Below are 14,554 nucleotides of genomic sequence, written 5' to 3' on the forward strand. Positions count from 1 at the left end.
ACCGATCCGGCCCGAGGAGAACGGCGATGAGTGGACAGAGCGAACGTCGCGAGGAGTTCGCGGCGTTCCTGCGCACCCGCCGGGAGCGCCTGCAGCCCGCCGACGTCGGGCTGCAGGCCGGGAGCCGTCGCCGTGTCGCGGGGCTCCGACGCGAAGAGGTCGCGCAACTGGCCGGCGTCGGGCTCACCTGGTACACGTGGCTCGAGCAGGGGCGCCCGATCGCGGCATCCGATCAGGTGCTGAACGCGATCGCCCGCGCGCTGCGGATGTCGGAGGACGAGCGCGACCACCTGTTCGCTTTGGCGGGTGTTGCCCCGCCCGGGCGCGACGAGCGCGCCTGTGTCGAGCCGGCGCACCTCGACCTGCTCGCGAAGCTCATGCCCTACCCGGCCGCGGTGCAGACGGCGCGCTTCGACATCCGCGCCTACAACCGCTCGTACCGGTTCCTCTTCGACGACTTCGACGCGTACCCGGCCGACGAGCGCAACTGCGCCGTGCGCATCTTCACCGACCCGGTCTGGCAGCGCGCTCACCTGGACCTCGACCATGCCCAGCACCGCATCGCGTCGCGACTGCGCGCGGCGTACGGCCGCCATCACGACGAGCCCGGGTGGCAGCAGTTCGTCGGCCGGCTCGAGCGCGACTCCCCCGTCTTCGCCGACCTGTGGCGACGGGGTGACGTCGGCGGCGAGCAGAGCACGCGGAAGAACCTCCTGCACCCCGAGTTCGGCCCCCTCCACCTCGAGATGACCAGCCTGTGGATCGGTGAGAGCGGAGCGTCTCGTGTCGTCTGGTTCTCGCCGGTCGACGAGGCCACCGAACGTGCGGTCGAAAGGCTCTCCCGGGTCGCGCCCGGCGATCCCGTCGTCTCGACGCCGTCCTCGGCGATTCCCGAACCGGCCGACGGCCGTCGCGCGCTCGGCGCGACCGCCTGATCAGGCGAGCGGCTTCACCTCGAGGTCGTGGCGTTCCTGCCCAGCGGCGACCGTGGCGAACGCGGTGTAGCCGTCGGACGCGGCCCGCTCGAGCAAAGCCTTCAGGTTCTTCGTGCGCTGCTCGAGGCGCACGCGCGATCCCTCCCCGATGAATGCGGCCTTCAGCGCCACGAGGTCGCCGACGGGCACGTCGCGCTCGTGCACCAGAACGACGGCGGCGACACCGGCATCCGTCTCGGATTCCAGCAGCTCCACGAGCCGCTCGAACCCGAACGAGAAGCCCACGGCGGGAACGTCGGTGCCGAGGAATCGGCCGATCATGCCGTCGTAGCGCCCGCCGCCTCCCAGGGAGTAGTCGACGCTCGGGTGCGCGAGCTCGAAGATCGTGCCCGTGTAATAGCCCATGCCCCGCACGAGGAACGGGTCGAACGCGAGCGGCACCTCGGCGACGGCACCGGCGTCGACCGGGCGTGCCGCGGCGACGGCGGTTCCGATCGCGACGAGGTCCTGGACGATCTCGTCCGGCGCCCCGTCGGGAAGCGCCTGTCGGATCTGGCTCTCCCCGAAGGGCCGGTGCTCGAACGTCTGCGGGCGCCCGAGGAAACGCGCGAAAGCGTCGACCGCGGATGCATCCGCGCCGCGTCCGTGCAACTCGGCGACGACACCGTCCGGACCGATCTTGTCGAGCTTGTCGATCGTGATCAGGACACCCGGTCGCTCCCCCTCGGCGAAGCCGAAGTGTCCGAGCATCCAATTCAGGGCTCGGCGATCGTTGATGCGGAACGTGCCGCCCTCGAGCCCGAGGGCATCCAGCGCGTCGAGGCTCGCGACGAGCAGTTCGGCCTCGGCACGTGCGGTGCCGTCGCCGATGATGTCGATGTCGCACTGCACGAACTGGCGGTAGCGCCCCTTCTGCGGCCGCTCCGCGCGCCAGACCGGCGCCATCTGGATCGACCGGAAGACGCTCGGCAGCTCTGCTCGGTGCGTCGCGTAGAACCGCGCGAGCGGCACCGTCAGGTCGTAGCGCAGGCCCAGGTCCGACAGCGCGGCCGGGTCGCCTCCGGCTGCGCGGACCGCCTCGGCGTCGAGGCCGCGCTTCAGGATGTTGAAGGCGAGCTTCTCGTTGTCGCCGCCGATTCCCGCGTGCAGGCGGCCGTACTCCTCGAGGACGGGCGTCTCGATCTCATCGAAGCCGTGCGCACGGTAGCGCCCCCGGATCACGGCGAGGATGCGCTCGCGTCGGGCCTTGTCGACGGGGAGGAAGTCGCGCATGCCGCGCGGCGGGTTCACGGATGCCACGCGCCCATTCTTCCAGGTCCATCGCGGCGCAGCCGCGCAGCGCGGCGCGCCACGACACGGAGTGACTCGCGCAGCGCGGGAGCGCTACCCGGTCTGCTCCGCGGTGCGGATATCGCTCTCGAGTCGCCGGATCGCGCTGCGGAGCGCGCGCTCGGCATCCCAGCCGTTCGCCCGGGCGCTGCCGACGAGGGCGAGCAGCCGCTCCCCCAGCTCGTCCTCGGAGCCGGCCTGGAGGTCGCCGGCGGCCCCGTCGGCCGGTGACGTGATCGCGACGCGAGCGGGAAGCGCTGCGGCGCGACCGAGGAGTTTCTGCGCCAGCGCGAGTGAGGGCATGTGCGCCGAGACCCCGTCGAGCACCGATCGGCGATCGCTCTTCTCGGCGGCTTTGGCCGCGTTCCAGTGCACGAGCACGTCCTCGGGCGTCGTGGCGACCGCGTCGCCGAAGACGTGCGGATGCCGTCGCACCATCTTCTCCACCAGGACGGCGGCCACGTCGTCGATGTCGAACGGGTCGTCGGCGTCGTCCGCCGCGACCGCCGCATGGAAGAGCACCTGCCAGAGGAGGTCGCCGAGCTCCTCGCGCAGGTCGGCGCGCGTTCCGGTCTCGACCGCATCGATGAGTTCGGCCGACTCCTCGACGAGATACGGCACCAGATCGTCGTGGGTGATCCGCTGCGACCAGACGCACCGCTCGCGAATCGCGCGCATCGTCTCCACCGCCGCACGCAGAGCGTCGCCGGCCGCCTCGCTCGACGGGGGAAGGACGCCCGACGACGCCTCGTCGCCCGCGACGCCGGCGAGGCTCATGGGATGTCCGGAATCGTCGCCGGAACGGGACGCGCGCGTCGATGATGCCATGACCGCCACGATACGAGCATCGCCGCGACGACGAGCGCGATCGACGATCCCGCCAGCACACCGAGCGTCGCCTGATCGCGCGTGTCCGGCTGCCCGGCGAAGGCGAGATCGCCCAGCAGCAACGAGACCGTGAAGCCGATGCCGCCGAGCGCGGCGACCGCGAGCAGGTCGCCGAACGCCAGCCGCTCCGGATGCGGAACGCGCAGCACCACGGAGCCCAGGGCCGTCGCCACGGCGATGCCGAGGAGTTTTCCGAGCGGAAGCGCGACGACGACACCCCAGAACGCGGGTGACAGCTCCGTCACCGATGCCGCGGGTAAGGGCACGAGCGCGGCGGTCAGCGCGAACAGCGGCAACACGACCACGGCGACCCACGGCTCGAGCGCGTGTCGGGCGCGAGCGGCGCCGCGGGGCGTCATCGCGAGCCCGAGTGCCACGCCCGCGATCGTCGCGTGCACCCCCGATGCGTGCACGGCGCCCCAGACGGCGACGGCCAGCGCGATCAGGACGACGCGCCAGGCCACGCGCACCGTGACACTCTCGCTCGCGCGCATCGAGACGTGCCGCACGCTGAGCCATCCGAAGACGACGACCAGGATCGCGGCGATGCCGAGTGGCACGACCTCGAGGTGCGCGGTGAACAGGACGGCGATCAGCACGATCCCGACGACGTCGTCGAGAATCGCCAGCGCGAGAAGGAACACGCGAACGCCCGCCGGGAGGCCCGGCCCGAACACGGCCAGCACGCCGAGCGCGAACGCGACGTCGGTCGCCGTCGGGATCGGCCAGCCGCGCGCGGTATCCGATCCGCCCGCGATCACGAGGTAGACGAGGACCGGCACGACGACCCCGCCGGCGGCGGCAACCGCCGGGAGCAGCGCGCGACGAACGGATGCCAGCCGTCCGCGCGTCAGCTCGTGCCGCAGCTCGACGGCGGCCGCGAAGAAGAACAGCGCGAGGAGGCCGTCCGAGACGACGTGTCTGCCCGAGAGCTCGATCAGCCCGGGCACGCCGACACGGGCATCCGCGATCTCGAAGACGGAGTCGCGCATCGGCGAATTGGCGAGCAGCAGCCCGGTCGCTGCGGCCAGCAGGAGCAGAACGGCGGGGAAACGGGGCGAGCGCGTCAACGGCATCGGCACCTCCGGGGTCGACGGACGAGAACCGCCGACCAGACTTCCCGGCACACCAGGACGAATCCTACCGTGTGACGCGCGGGAAACATCCCGGGACTACCGTGGAGTAATGCGCGAACTCACCCGCACGGAAGCCATCGATCTCGTCGGCCGCGACGAGGCCGAGCAGGAACTGCCCGAACGCATGCGCGCCGACGTGCGGCTGCTGGGCTCGCTCCTCGGCCGCGTGCTCCGCGAAAGCGGCTCGCCCGGACTCTACGAAGACGTCGAACGCCTGCGCCGCGCCACCATCGCCGCGTATACCGACGAGTCGCCGGAGGCGTTCGAACGCGCCGCCGCGATCGCCGAGTCGTTCTCGATCGAGCGCGCCGAAGAAGTGGCGCGCGCCTTCACGGTGTACTTCCACCTCGTCAACCTCGCCGAGGAGCATCAGCGCGTGCGCGTGCTGCGCGAGCGCGACGGCCGCCCCGACAAGGAGGAGGCCGCCGACTCCGTCGCCGCTGCCTTCGTCCGCCTGTCGGCCGAGGTCGGCGACGACACCGCGCTGCAGCGCCTCCGCGACCTGCGCTTCCACCCCGTGTTCACGGCGCACCCCACGGAGGCACGTCGCCGCGCGGTGTCCTCCAGCATCCGCCGGCTCGTGCGCCTGCTCGGGGAGCGGGACTTCCTGCTGAGCGGTGGCGCCGACGAGCGCCGCGCCGAGCGCCGGATGCTCGAAGAGGTCGACACCCTGTGGCGCACCGCGCCGCTGCGTGCCGAGAAGCCGACCCCGGTCGACGAGGTGCGCGCGATCATGGCGGTCTTCGACGAGACCCTCTACACGGCGGTGCCGCACGTGTACCGTCGCGTCGACGACGCCCTGCAGGGCCCCGCCGCGGGAAGCAGAGCCCCGATCGTGCGCCCCTTCGTGCGCCTCGGCACCTGGGTCGGCGGCGACCGCGACGGCAACCCGTTCGTCACCGCGTCGATCACCCGCAAGGCGGCGGGGATCGCCTCCGAGCACATCCTGCTCGGCTTGGAGAAGTCGTCGCAGCGCATCGCGAAGACCCTCACTGCTGCCGCCGAGACGACCCCGGCCAGCACGGAGCTCGAGGCTCTGCTGCAGCGCCTCACCGCCGCCGACGAAGACGGGGCATCCGACTCCGCCAAGCGCGCCGCCACCGAGCCGCACAAGCGGGCGATGCTGCTGATCACCCGCCGCATCGGCGCCACGCGGCGTCGCGACGCCGACCTCGCGTACCGCGAGCCCGCGCAGCTGCTGGCCGACCTGCGCGTCGTGCAGGAGTCGCTCGCCGCCGCCGGCGCGCCCCGGCAGGCCTACGGCCATCTGCAGCAGCTCGTGTGGCAGGTCGAGACGTTCGGCTTCCACCTGGCCGAGCTCGAGGTGCGGCAGCACTCGGCCGTGCACAGGAAGGTGCTCGCGGAGTGCGAAGCGCTCGCCGCGGGCGAGGGCGGTGCGCTCAGCACGCAGGCCGAAGAGGTGCTCGAGGTCTTCCGCACGATCGCGCAGATCCAGCGCCGCTACGGGCCCGACGCCGCCGGTCGCTACATCGTCTCGTTCACGCAGTCGGCCGCCGACCTCGCGAACGTGCGCACGCTCGCACGGTTCGCCGTCGGTGCCGGCGGCACTCCCCCGGTGCTCGACGTGATCCCGCTGTTCGAGACGTTCGCCGACCTGCAGGCCGCACCCGAGATCATGGCGGAGATCATCACCGACGCCGAGTTCGCCGCACGCTTGGATGCCACCGGCCGCCGCCTCGAAGTCATGCTCGGCTATTCGGACTCGTCGAAGGACGTCGGCCCGGTCGCCGCGAACCTCGCGCTGTACGAGGCGCAGGCGAAGATCGCCGCGTGGGCGCAGGACGAAGGCATCCGCCTCACCCTCTTCCACGGTCGCGGCGGCGCGCTCGGCCGCGGCGGCGGCCCCGCCAACTCCGCGATCCTGGCTCAGCCTCCGCATTCGGTCGACGGGCGTTTCAAGCTCACCGAGCAGGGCGAGGTCATCTTCGCGCGCTACGGCGACCCGAACATCGCGATGCGCCACATCGACCAGGTCGCCGCGGCGGTGCTGCTGGCATCCGCGCCGTCGATCGAAGAGCGCAACAGCGCGGCGGCAGAGCGCTACGCCGAGGTCGCGGCGACGATGGATACCGCGTCGCGCGAGCGGTTCTTCTCGCTGGTGAAGGCGGACGGCTTCGCCCCGTGGTTCGCGACCGTGACGCCGATGGAGGAGATCGGTCTTCTCGCCCTCGGCTCGCGGCCCGCCCGTCGCGGGCTGTCGGTCGAGTCGCTCGAAGACCTGCGCGCGATCCCGTGGGTGTTCGCCTGGTCGCAGGCCCGCATCAACCTCGCCGGCTGGTTCGGCCTCGGCACCGCCCTCGAGGCCGTCGGCGACGTCGAGCTGCTGCGCCGGGCCTACGACGAGTGGCCGCTGCTGCGCACCGTGATCGACAACGTGGGCATGAGCCTCGCCAAGGCGGACGAGCGCATCGCGCAGCGCTACCTCGGCCTCGGCGACCGACCCGACCTCGCGGAGCTCGTAGCCGACGAGATGGCCCTCACCACGCGCTGGGTGGTCGCGATCGCCGGCGGCGACGAGCTGCTCGCGAACAAGCCGGTGCTGCAGCGCGCCGTGAAGATGCGCAGCCCGTACGTCGACGCGCTGTCGCTGCTGCAGCTGCGGGCCCTGCGGACACTCCGGACCGCCGAGGTCTCCGAATCGAATCTGCCGCGCTGGCAGCGGCTTCTGCTGCTGTCCGTCTCCGGCGTCTCGGCCGGACTCCAGAACACGGGGTGACACTCGGCGACGCCCGATCACGACGGCCTCTCGACACCCCGGTTCCCGCGCGGAATCGGCGCGGCGAGGGGCCGTCGTGCGTGAACCCGCCGGTGTGCGAGGCCGCTGCTCGCGAAGAGGACACCGGCGAGACGCCGGCACAGCCCTCGAAGCCTCGGAGAGGCGGGATCAGTCCAGGCGGCGGTCGTCCCCGTGACGGGCGAGGGCTGCGGCGTAGCGCTCGGTGAGCTGGACCATCAGATCGGGGGTGTCACGGTCGAGTCCGAAGACATAACCGGGAAAGTCGAGCTCTTTCTGCAGCGCCCAGATCTCGTCGTGCCGGTCGGGTGAGAGCACCCGCGCAGGATCACCGACCGCGACCCATCCGATCGGGACGACCGAATCGGCGGGAAGGACGGTGCGCAGGTGCACGATCGCGCCGATGCGCACTTCGCTGCGGTCGCCGACACGCGCGCCGTTGAACACGCGGATGCCGGTGGCGAGGAAGACCTCGTCGCCGATCGTCGCCCCGGCGATGCTCGCGGTCGGCCCCACCAGCACATGCGAGCCGATGTGGACGGGGTGGGTCGAACTCGCCCGGATGAGCGCGTTCTCCATGACGATGACATGGTCGCCGAGGGTGACTGGGCCGCCCTCGGCGGTGATGACCGCGCCGTGCAGCACCTGGCATCCGGCACCGATCGTCACGTCGCCCGAGACGACGGCCGTGGGCGCCACGACGGCATCCGGATGAATCCGGGGCTGCGCCCCCAGGTGCTCGAATCGCATGTCGACCTCCATCGCCAGCGTAGAGCCGGATCGTCATGTGCGTCGAGCGACCGACATGCGTCGATACAGTGGAAGCTCCCGTGCCCGCACGCCTCTGCGGCGGGCCGTATCGTCTGTCGTCCGGCCAGAAAGCTCCACCGTGCCCGAAACGCTCTCCCCCCTGCCCGCTTCCGTCGCCCCCGTGTTCGAGGCCGTGCTCGCACGCAGCCCTCACGAGCCCGAGTTCCAGCAGGCGGTGCACGAGGTGCTCGGATCGATCGCACCGGTGCTCGATCGGCATCCGCAGTTCGTCTCGGCGGGAGTGCTGCCTCGGCTGGTCGAGCCGGAGCGCCAGATCATGTTCCGCGTGCCGTGGGTCGATGATGCCGGCACCGTGCACGTCAACCGCGGCTACCGCGTGCAGTTCTCGTCGGTGCTCGGTCCGTACAAGGGCGGCCTGCGGTTCCATCCTTCGGTGAACCTCTCGATCATCAAGTTCCTCGGCTTCGAGCAGATCTTCAAGAACGCCCTCACCGGGCAGGGCATCGGCGGCGCGAAGGGCGGCAGCGACTTCACCCCGCACGGCCGCTCGGACGCCGAGATCATGCGCTTCTGCCAGTCGTTCATGAGCGAGCTGTGGCGTCACCTCGGCGAGCACACCGACGTCCCCGCGGGCGATATCGGCGTCGGCGCGCGGGAGGTGGGCTACCTCTTCGGCACCTACCGCAAGATCACGAACCGCCACGAGTCGGGCATGTTCACCGGTAAGGGCGTGCAATGGGGTGGCGCCGAGGTGCGCACCGAGGCGACCGGCTACGGGGCGGTCTTCTTCGCGGAAGAGATGCTGCGCGTTCACGGTGACTCGCTCGATGGCAAGCGTGTCGCCGTGTCGGGCTCGGGCAATGTCGCGGTCTACGCGATCGCGAAGGCTCTGCAGCTCGGAGCGACGCCCGTCACGGCATCCGACTCGTCGGGCTACGTCGTCGACGACGCGGGCATCGACGTCGACCTGCTGCGTCAAGTGAAGGAGATCGATCGCGCGCGCATCTCTGCGTACGCGGCCCAGCGGCCCTCGGCCCGGTTCGTGGAGGGCGCGCGGCCGTGGGATGTGCCGGTCGATGTCGCGATCCCCGCCGCCACTCAGAACGAGCTCGACGAGGACGACGCGCGTGCGCTGATCGGACGGGGCGTGCGCGTCGTGTCGGAGGGCGCGAACATGCCGTCGACGCCCGGAGCGGTCGCCGCGTTCCAGGAAGCCGGTGTGCTGTTCGGCCCCGGCAAGGCGGCCAACGCCGGCGGTGTGGCCACCTCGGCGTTGGAGATGAGCCAGAACGCGTCGCGTCAGCGGTGGAGCTTCGACGACAGCGAGCGCAAGCTGCGCGACATCATCGCCGACATCCACGCGGCCGCCTTCGACGCCGCGGAGCGATACGACCGTCCAGGCGATTACGTCGCCGGCGCGAACATCGCCGGTTTCGAACGTGTCGCCCACGCGATGCTCGCGCAGGGCGTGATCTGACGCGCTCTCGGGCGTTCCCGGCCGTTCAGGGCGCAGTCCTGCAGCCGCACATCTGGGCGTCGCGTATCTAGAACGGCGCGGGATCGGCCGAAACGGGGATGGTCGGCGTGAAGTGGACGGGTGGGGCGGGGGCATCCTCGCGGTAGATGCGCCCCGTGGGCGAGGTCCATTCGAGGACTCCGCCGCCGAGTTGGCGCGCCCGCCACCGGGTGAACTGCTTCATACTGTGATGCCGTTGACACAGGTGCGCGAGATTCCACAGTGCGGTCGGTCCGCCGAGGGCCGCATCGACGGTGTGGTCGATCTCGCAGCGGATCGCAGCCCTCCGGCATCCCGGGAATCGGCAGTGCTGGTCGCGCGCCCGCAGGAAGCGCCGTTGCGGCCACGGCGTGCGGTACCGATCGACGGCGAGAACCGTGCCCTCGACCGGCTCGGTCAGCACCCGCGCCCAGCACGAGGCGTTCGCCGCCAGCGCTCGCGCGGTCTCGGCGTCGATCGGTGACCGTCCCACCAGGTCGGCGGGACCGTCGTCGGCACCCAGCAGCGTCAGCGCCGGAACGATCACCTGCACCTGCGCGCGGATCGCGCCGAGGCTACCCGGGCCGTCGCCGCCCGCGGTCGGGTCGAGGGATGGCGCGCCCGCGAGGAGCAGATCGGCGAACACATCAGCACGCACCTGGTCGATGCGGCGATCATCCTCGTCATCCGACTCTCGCGCATCGACCACGGCCCGCGCCTGCTGGGTGAGTCGATCGAGGATGCCGTCGGCGATGATCGTGGGAAGATCGGCCACGAGCTCGGACATCCCGTCCCGCCCCGGCACGACCCGCACGCGCCGATCGCTCGCGGCGATGCGATGCCTCTCGCCGAAAGAGACCTCTGCCACCCGCTGCGCGAGGATCTCGATCTCCGCACGCACGCGGTTCGGCGTGTCGCGCGCGCACCGGTCGATCGCCTCGCGCTCGAAATCTGCACGCCGCTCTGACGGGACGACGTTTCCCGCCTCCACGATCACCCGCACGTGCCCACGGGTGATCCGGCCCGACTCCCACGCCGCCAGCGCAGCCGGGTACCGCTCGACGATCTCGCGCGCCTCATCGATCCGCACCTGCACGGTGCGGTCGGTGACGCGCAGCACGCCGCCGAGCTCCGCCGCCACCGACCGCAGCGCCATATCGTGCACGCGCATGTTCTCGGGCGACCCGGCCGCCTGTCGCGCGGCGAGCTGCCCGGCACGGGCCAGCAGGCGCATCTGCGCGACCTGCGCCGCCGTCAGCTGCGCATCGACGGACGCGACGCCGGCGACGATCTCGGCCAGCACGGCGATGTCGCCGTCGCTGCCCGAGATCGTCGCAAGCTTCTCCATAACCCCATTCTGACCGGGGGTTCCGACATCGCATGGTCGCTGCATCACCCGCACCCCGCACCGCCCCGCACGCAACCTGACACCGCACCCGAGCGCCCACACTGTCCCCGCCAAACCTCGCGTATGTCACGCAAAACGCCCCGAAACCGTACATACGGGAGGTTTCGCGGGGCATCCAGCTCCGGAACACCGGCGCCATTGAGGCCGGTCCCCGACCACGAGGAACGACCGCGACAGCGAGGGGCACCCGGGCAGCGCGCGGCGAGCGTCAGGCGGCGTCGGCAGGTTCAGGCAAGGGGTAGAGCTGATCGAGCAGTTGCTCGACCCATGCGATGAGGTCCGCGCCGGGCACGGGCTCCCCGCCGGCGTTCGGCAGCGGCACGACCATCGCCTCTCCCCCGGCCAGCACCTTCGACTTGGGGTAGAGCCGCTGCAAGCGCACGCGCAGCGAATCGGATGCCGGGGCCGGCACGACCCGCAGGTTTGGGCCCATCGCGACGACGTCGCTCAGCTGCGACTGCGCAGCCCGCCGCCGCAGACGCGCGATCCGGAACAGTCCGTCGACCTCCGCCGGCGCCTGTCCGTAACGGTCCTCGAGCTCCTCGCGGACGAGGTCGATCGGGTCACCGGCATCCGCCCCCTGCGGCCGCGTCGGCGACGCCGCGGCGGACAGCTTCTGATACGCCTCGAGGCGCAGGCGCTCGCTGTCGATGTAGCTCTCGGGGATCCGCGCATCGACGGGGAGCTCCAGGCGCAGTTCGGCGGGCCCCTCGACCTCGTCGCCGCGGAAGGTGGCGACCGCTTCGCCGATCATGCGCAGGTACAGGTCGAATCCGACCCCGGCGATGTGCCCCGCCTGCTCGGCACCGAGGAGGTTGCCCGCGCCGCGGATCTCGAGGTCTTTCAGCGCGACCTGCATGCCCGAGCCGAGGTCGTTGTTGACCGCGATCGTCTCGAGGCGGTCGGCGGCCGTCTCGGACAGCGGCTTCACGTCGTCGTAGAGGAAGTAGGCGTACGCGCGCTCGCGCCCGCGACCCACACGGCCGCGCAGCTGGTGCAGCTGGCTGAGGCCGTACTTGTCGGCGCGGTCGATGATGATCGTGTTGGCGTTCGAGATGTCGAGCCCGGTCTCGATGATCGTCGTCGAGACGAGCACGTCGTACTTGCGCTCCCAGAACCCGTCGACCACCTCTTCCAGCGCGTGCTCGCCCATCTGGCCGTGCGCGACCGCGATCCGCGCCTCGGGCACGAGTTCGGCCAACTGCGCGGCCACCCGCTGGATCGACTGCACCCGGTTGTGCACGTAGAAGACCTGACCTTCGCGCAGCAGCTCGCGCCGGATCGCGGCAGCGATCTGCTTGTCGCTGCGTGCACCGACGTACGAGAGGATCGGATGCCGGTCCTCCGGCGGGGTCGCGAGCGTCGACATCTCGCGGATGCCCGTCACCGCCATTTCCAGCGTGCGCGGGATCGGCGTCGCGCTCATGGCGAGGATGTCGACGTTCGTCTTGAGCTTCTTCAGCGCGTCCTTGTGTTCGACGCCGAACCGCTGCTCCTCGTCGATGATCATGAGCCCGAGATCCTTGAAGATCACCTTCTCGGTGAGGATGCGGTGCGTGCCGATGACCATGTCGACCGTGCCGTCGGTGAGCCCCGCGAGGGTCTCGCGCGCCTCTTTGTCGGTCTGGAAGCGCGAGAGCGGGCGGACTTTCACCGGGAATCCGGCGAAGCGCTCCTGGAACGTCTCGAGGTGCTGCTTGACGAGCAGTGTCGTGGGCACGAGCATCGCCACCTGCTTGCCGTCCTGGATCGCTTTGAAGGCGGCGCGCACGGCGACCTCTGTCTTGCCGAAGCCGACGTCGCCCGACAGCAGCCGGTCCATTGGGATCGACCGTTCCATGTCGGCCTTGATCTCGTCGATCGTCTGCAGCTGGTCGGGCGTCTCGGCGAACGGGAAGGCTTCCTCGAGCTCACGCTGCCACGGGGTGTCGGGACCGAAGGCGTAGCCCTTCGCGGCCATCCGGGCGGAGTAGAGCTTCACGAGCTCGACGGCGATGTCGCGGACCGCCTTTCGGGCCTTGCCCTTCGCCGCCGCCCAGTCGCTGCCGCCCATCTTCGACAGCGTCGGCGCCTCGCCGCCGACGTAGCGGCTCAGCAGATCGAGCTGGTCGGTCGGCACGAACAGCTTGTCGCCCGGATGACCCCGCTTGGAGGGCGCGTACTCGAGCACGAGGTACTCGCGCGTGGTCTTCACGGCGTTGCGTCCACCGCTGGACACCTCGCGCTGCACGAGCTCGACGAACCGGCCGATGCCGTGCGTGGAATGCACGACGATGTCACCGGTCTTCAGCTGCAGCGGATCGACGACGTTCCGCCGCCGCGAGGCGAGCTTCTTGACGACCCTCCCGTCGGCGCCGATCGTGCGGCCGTAGAACTCCGCCTCGGTGAGCACGGCGAGCTTCGCCTCGACGAGCTCGAATCCGCTCTCGAGCACGGCGAGCACGGTCGTGACGACCCCGGGCTGGGGGGCATCGTCGAGCGACTCGGCGGTACGCGCGGCGATGCCGCGCTCGGCGAGGACATCGCGCGCACGGTCGACGAGGCCCGCGCCCGATGCGGCCACCACGACGCTCCAGCCGTCGGCGACGAGCTCTCCGACGTGCGCCGTCGCACCGTCGACGTTGCCCTGGAAAGAGGGCACCGCGCGTGCCGGAACACGCACCACGTCGCTCTGGCCGAGCCCTTCATCGGCGGCATCCGCCTCACCGGAGTCGAATCCGCTGAACGACCACCACACGCCGCCGCGCTCACGTGTCGCCGCCGCGAGATCGGGCAGCGCCAGGAAGTCTCCCGACGCCAGATCCACGGGGGTGTCGGCGCCGGCGACCGCCGCGCTCCACGCCGCTTCGAGGAACTCGCGGTTCGTGTCGCCGAGGGTCATCGCGCGCCGTACCGAACGTTCGGGATCGACGAGCGCGACAGCGGTGCCTCGCGGCAGGTAATCGACGAGCGGGACGACGGCATCCGCGACGGCAGGAAGCAGCGATTCCATGCCCTCGACGGGGATGCCCTCGCTCATCTTCTCGATCATCGCCTGCAGGCCGGGGAACCGGTCGCGCAGCGCTGCGGCGCGCTCGCGGACATCGGGCGTCAGCAGCAGCTCGCGCGCCGGCAGCAGCGTCACACTGCGGATCTCGCCCGGCAGGGAGCGCTGATCGGCGACGGAGAACGCCCGGATCTGATCGACCTCGTCGCCGAAGAATTCGACGCGATACGGGTGGTCGGCGACGGTCGGGAACACGTCGAGGATGCCACCGCGCACGGCGAACTCGCCGCGCCGCGACACCATGTCGACGCGCAGATACGCGAGGTCGACGAGGCGGCGGGCGACCGCCTGCAGGTCGTGCCCCCGCCCGGACACCGCGAGGTCGAGCACGCCTGCGTCGGTGAGTCCGGCCGCGAGCGGCTGCAACGCTCCGCGCACCGACGCGGTGACGATGAGAGGCGCGCGCCCGTCCCAGGCGGCGGCCTCCCGCAGCACGGCCAGGCGACGCCCGACCGTCTCGGTCGAGGGGCTGAGACGTTCGTGCGGCAGAGTCTCCCACGCAGGGAAGTGGTGCACGGAGGCATCCGGCACCAGGCTCTGCAGCGCCGGACCGATGCTCTCCGCACGCCGCCCGGTGGGCGTGATCACGAGGAGAGCCGGAGGCAGAACGCCTGAGCCCCTCCTCGCGTCGAGGAGCGCCGCCAGAAGAGGAGCGTCGAGTCCGCCGAGCATCGAGAAGTCGGTGTCGACGCGGGCCGCTTCGAGGGCTCGGCCGACGGATGGAGCCTGCGTCAGGGCGCGCGCGATCCCGGAAACTGTCACCGGACGAGTCTAGGGCGCCCCACGGACAC

The 14,554-nt window shown here is 71.0% G+C and carries 9 protein-coding genes; 3 read left to right on the top strand and 6 right to left on the bottom strand.

Going from position 1 to position 14,554, the window contains the following annotated elements; translation table 11 throughout:
• Positions 1-26 precede the first annotated feature (26 nt).
• Complete coding sequence (locus JOE64_RS09220; protein WP_204963974.1) at positions 27-935, top strand: helix-turn-helix transcriptional regulator; 909 nt, start codon at positions 27-29, stop codon at positions 933-935.
• Here JOE64_RS09220 and JOE64_RS09225 read toward each other — a convergent pair whose 3' ends face one another.
• The 3 genes from JOE64_RS09225 to JOE64_RS09235 all read right to left on the bottom strand — a co-directional run bounded on the left by JOE64_RS09225 (position 936) and on the right by JOE64_RS09235 (position 4,228).
• Positions 936-2,207, bottom strand: coding sequence for a histidine--tRNA ligase (locus JOE64_RS09225; protein WP_239532112.1), 1,272 nt, complete (start codon positions 2,205-2,207; stop codon positions 936-938). It lies immediately after the preceding gene.
• A gap of 111 nt (positions 2,208-2,318) precedes the next feature.
• Positions 2,319-2,942: a MazG nucleotide pyrophosphohydrolase domain-containing protein gene (locus JOE64_RS09230; RefSeq protein WP_239532113.1), complete on the bottom strand. Its 624-nt coding sequence runs from the start codon at positions 2,940-2,942 to the stop codon at positions 2,319-2,321.
• 95 nt (positions 2,943-3,037) lie between these two features.
• Positions 3,038-4,228 (bottom strand): Na+/H+ antiporter NhaA, encoded by a 1,191-nt coding sequence (locus JOE64_RS09235; protein ID WP_204963977.1) that lies wholly within the window; start codon positions 4,226-4,228, stop codon positions 3,038-3,040.
• Between the two features lie 109 nt (positions 4,229-4,337).
• On the opposite strand from JOE64_RS09235, the gene JOE64_RS09240 reads away from it, so the two are divergent.
• Entirely contained in the window at positions 4,338-7,025 is a 2,688-nt protein-coding gene (locus JOE64_RS09240; protein ID WP_204963978.1) for a phosphoenolpyruvate carboxylase, read from the top strand.
• 168 nt (positions 7,026-7,193) lie between these two features.
• Here the strand turns inward: JOE64_RS09240 and JOE64_RS09245 are convergent, their stop codons facing one another.
• Positions 7,194-7,793, bottom strand: a complete 600-nt coding sequence (locus JOE64_RS09245) for a gamma carbonic anhydrase family protein (protein ID WP_204965034.1) — start codon at positions 7,791-7,793, stop codon at positions 7,194-7,196.
• A gap of 139 nt (positions 7,794-7,932) precedes the next feature.
• On the opposite strand from JOE64_RS09245, the gene gdhA reads away from it, so the two are divergent.
• Positions 7,933-9,291 carry an NADP-specific glutamate dehydrogenase gene (gdhA, locus tag JOE64_RS09250; protein ID WP_271202521.1) on the top strand — a complete coding sequence of 453 codons (1,359 nt, stop codon included), beginning with the start codon at positions 7,933-7,935 and terminating at the stop codon, positions 9,289-9,291.
• Between the two features lie 67 nt (positions 9,292-9,358).
• Here the strand turns inward: gdhA and JOE64_RS09255 are convergent, their stop codons facing one another.
• Both JOE64_RS09255 and mfd read right to left on the bottom strand, forming a co-directional pair.
• Positions 9,359-10,657: an HNH endonuclease signature motif containing protein gene (locus JOE64_RS09255; protein WP_204963980.1), complete on the bottom strand. Its 1,299-nt coding sequence runs from the start codon at positions 10,655-10,657 to the stop codon at positions 9,359-9,361.
• Positions 10,658-10,925: 268 nt separating this feature from the next.
• Complete coding sequence (gene mfd, locus JOE64_RS09260) at positions 10,926-14,525, bottom strand: transcription-repair coupling factor (protein WP_204963981.1); 3,600 nt, start codon at positions 14,523-14,525, stop codon at positions 10,926-10,928.
• Positions 14,526-14,554: the final 29 nt, after the last annotated feature.

The sequence above is a fragment of the Microbacterium dextranolyticum genome (assembly GCF_016907295.1).
Taxonomy (GTDB): Bacteria; Actinomycetota; Actinomycetes; order Actinomycetales; family Microbacteriaceae; genus Microbacterium; species Microbacterium dextranolyticum.

What these genes read in the sequence shown, in the direction of transcription:
- JOE64_RS09220 (WP_204963974.1), top strand. Translation starts at nt 27, where the DNA reads ATGAGTGGACAGAGCGAACGTCGCGAGGAGTTCGCGGCGTTCCTGCGC.
- JOE64_RS09225 (WP_239532112.1), bottom strand. Translation starts at nt 2,207, where the DNA reads ATGCGCGACTTCCTCCCCGTCGACAAGGCCCGACGCGAGCGCATCCTC.
- JOE64_RS09230 (WP_239532113.1), bottom strand. Translation starts at nt 2,942, where the DNA reads ATGCGCGCGATTCGCGAGCGGTGCGTCTGGTCGCAGCGGATCACCCAC.
- JOE64_RS09235 (WP_204963977.1), bottom strand. Translation starts at nt 4,228, where the DNA reads ATGCCGTTGACGCGCTCGCCCCGTTTCCCCGCCGTTCTGCTCCTGCTG.
- JOE64_RS09240 (WP_204963978.1), top strand. Translation starts at nt 4,338, where the DNA reads ATGCGCGAACTCACCCGCACGGAAGCCATCGATCTCGTCGGCCGCGAC.
- JOE64_RS09245 (WP_204965034.1), bottom strand. Translation starts at nt 7,793, where the DNA reads ATGCGATTCGAGCACCTGGGGGCGCAGCCCCGGATTCATCCGGATGCC.
- JOE64_RS09255 (WP_204963980.1), bottom strand. Translation starts at nt 10,657, where the DNA reads ATGGAGAAGCTTGCGACGATCTCGGGCAGCGACGGCGACATCGCCGTG.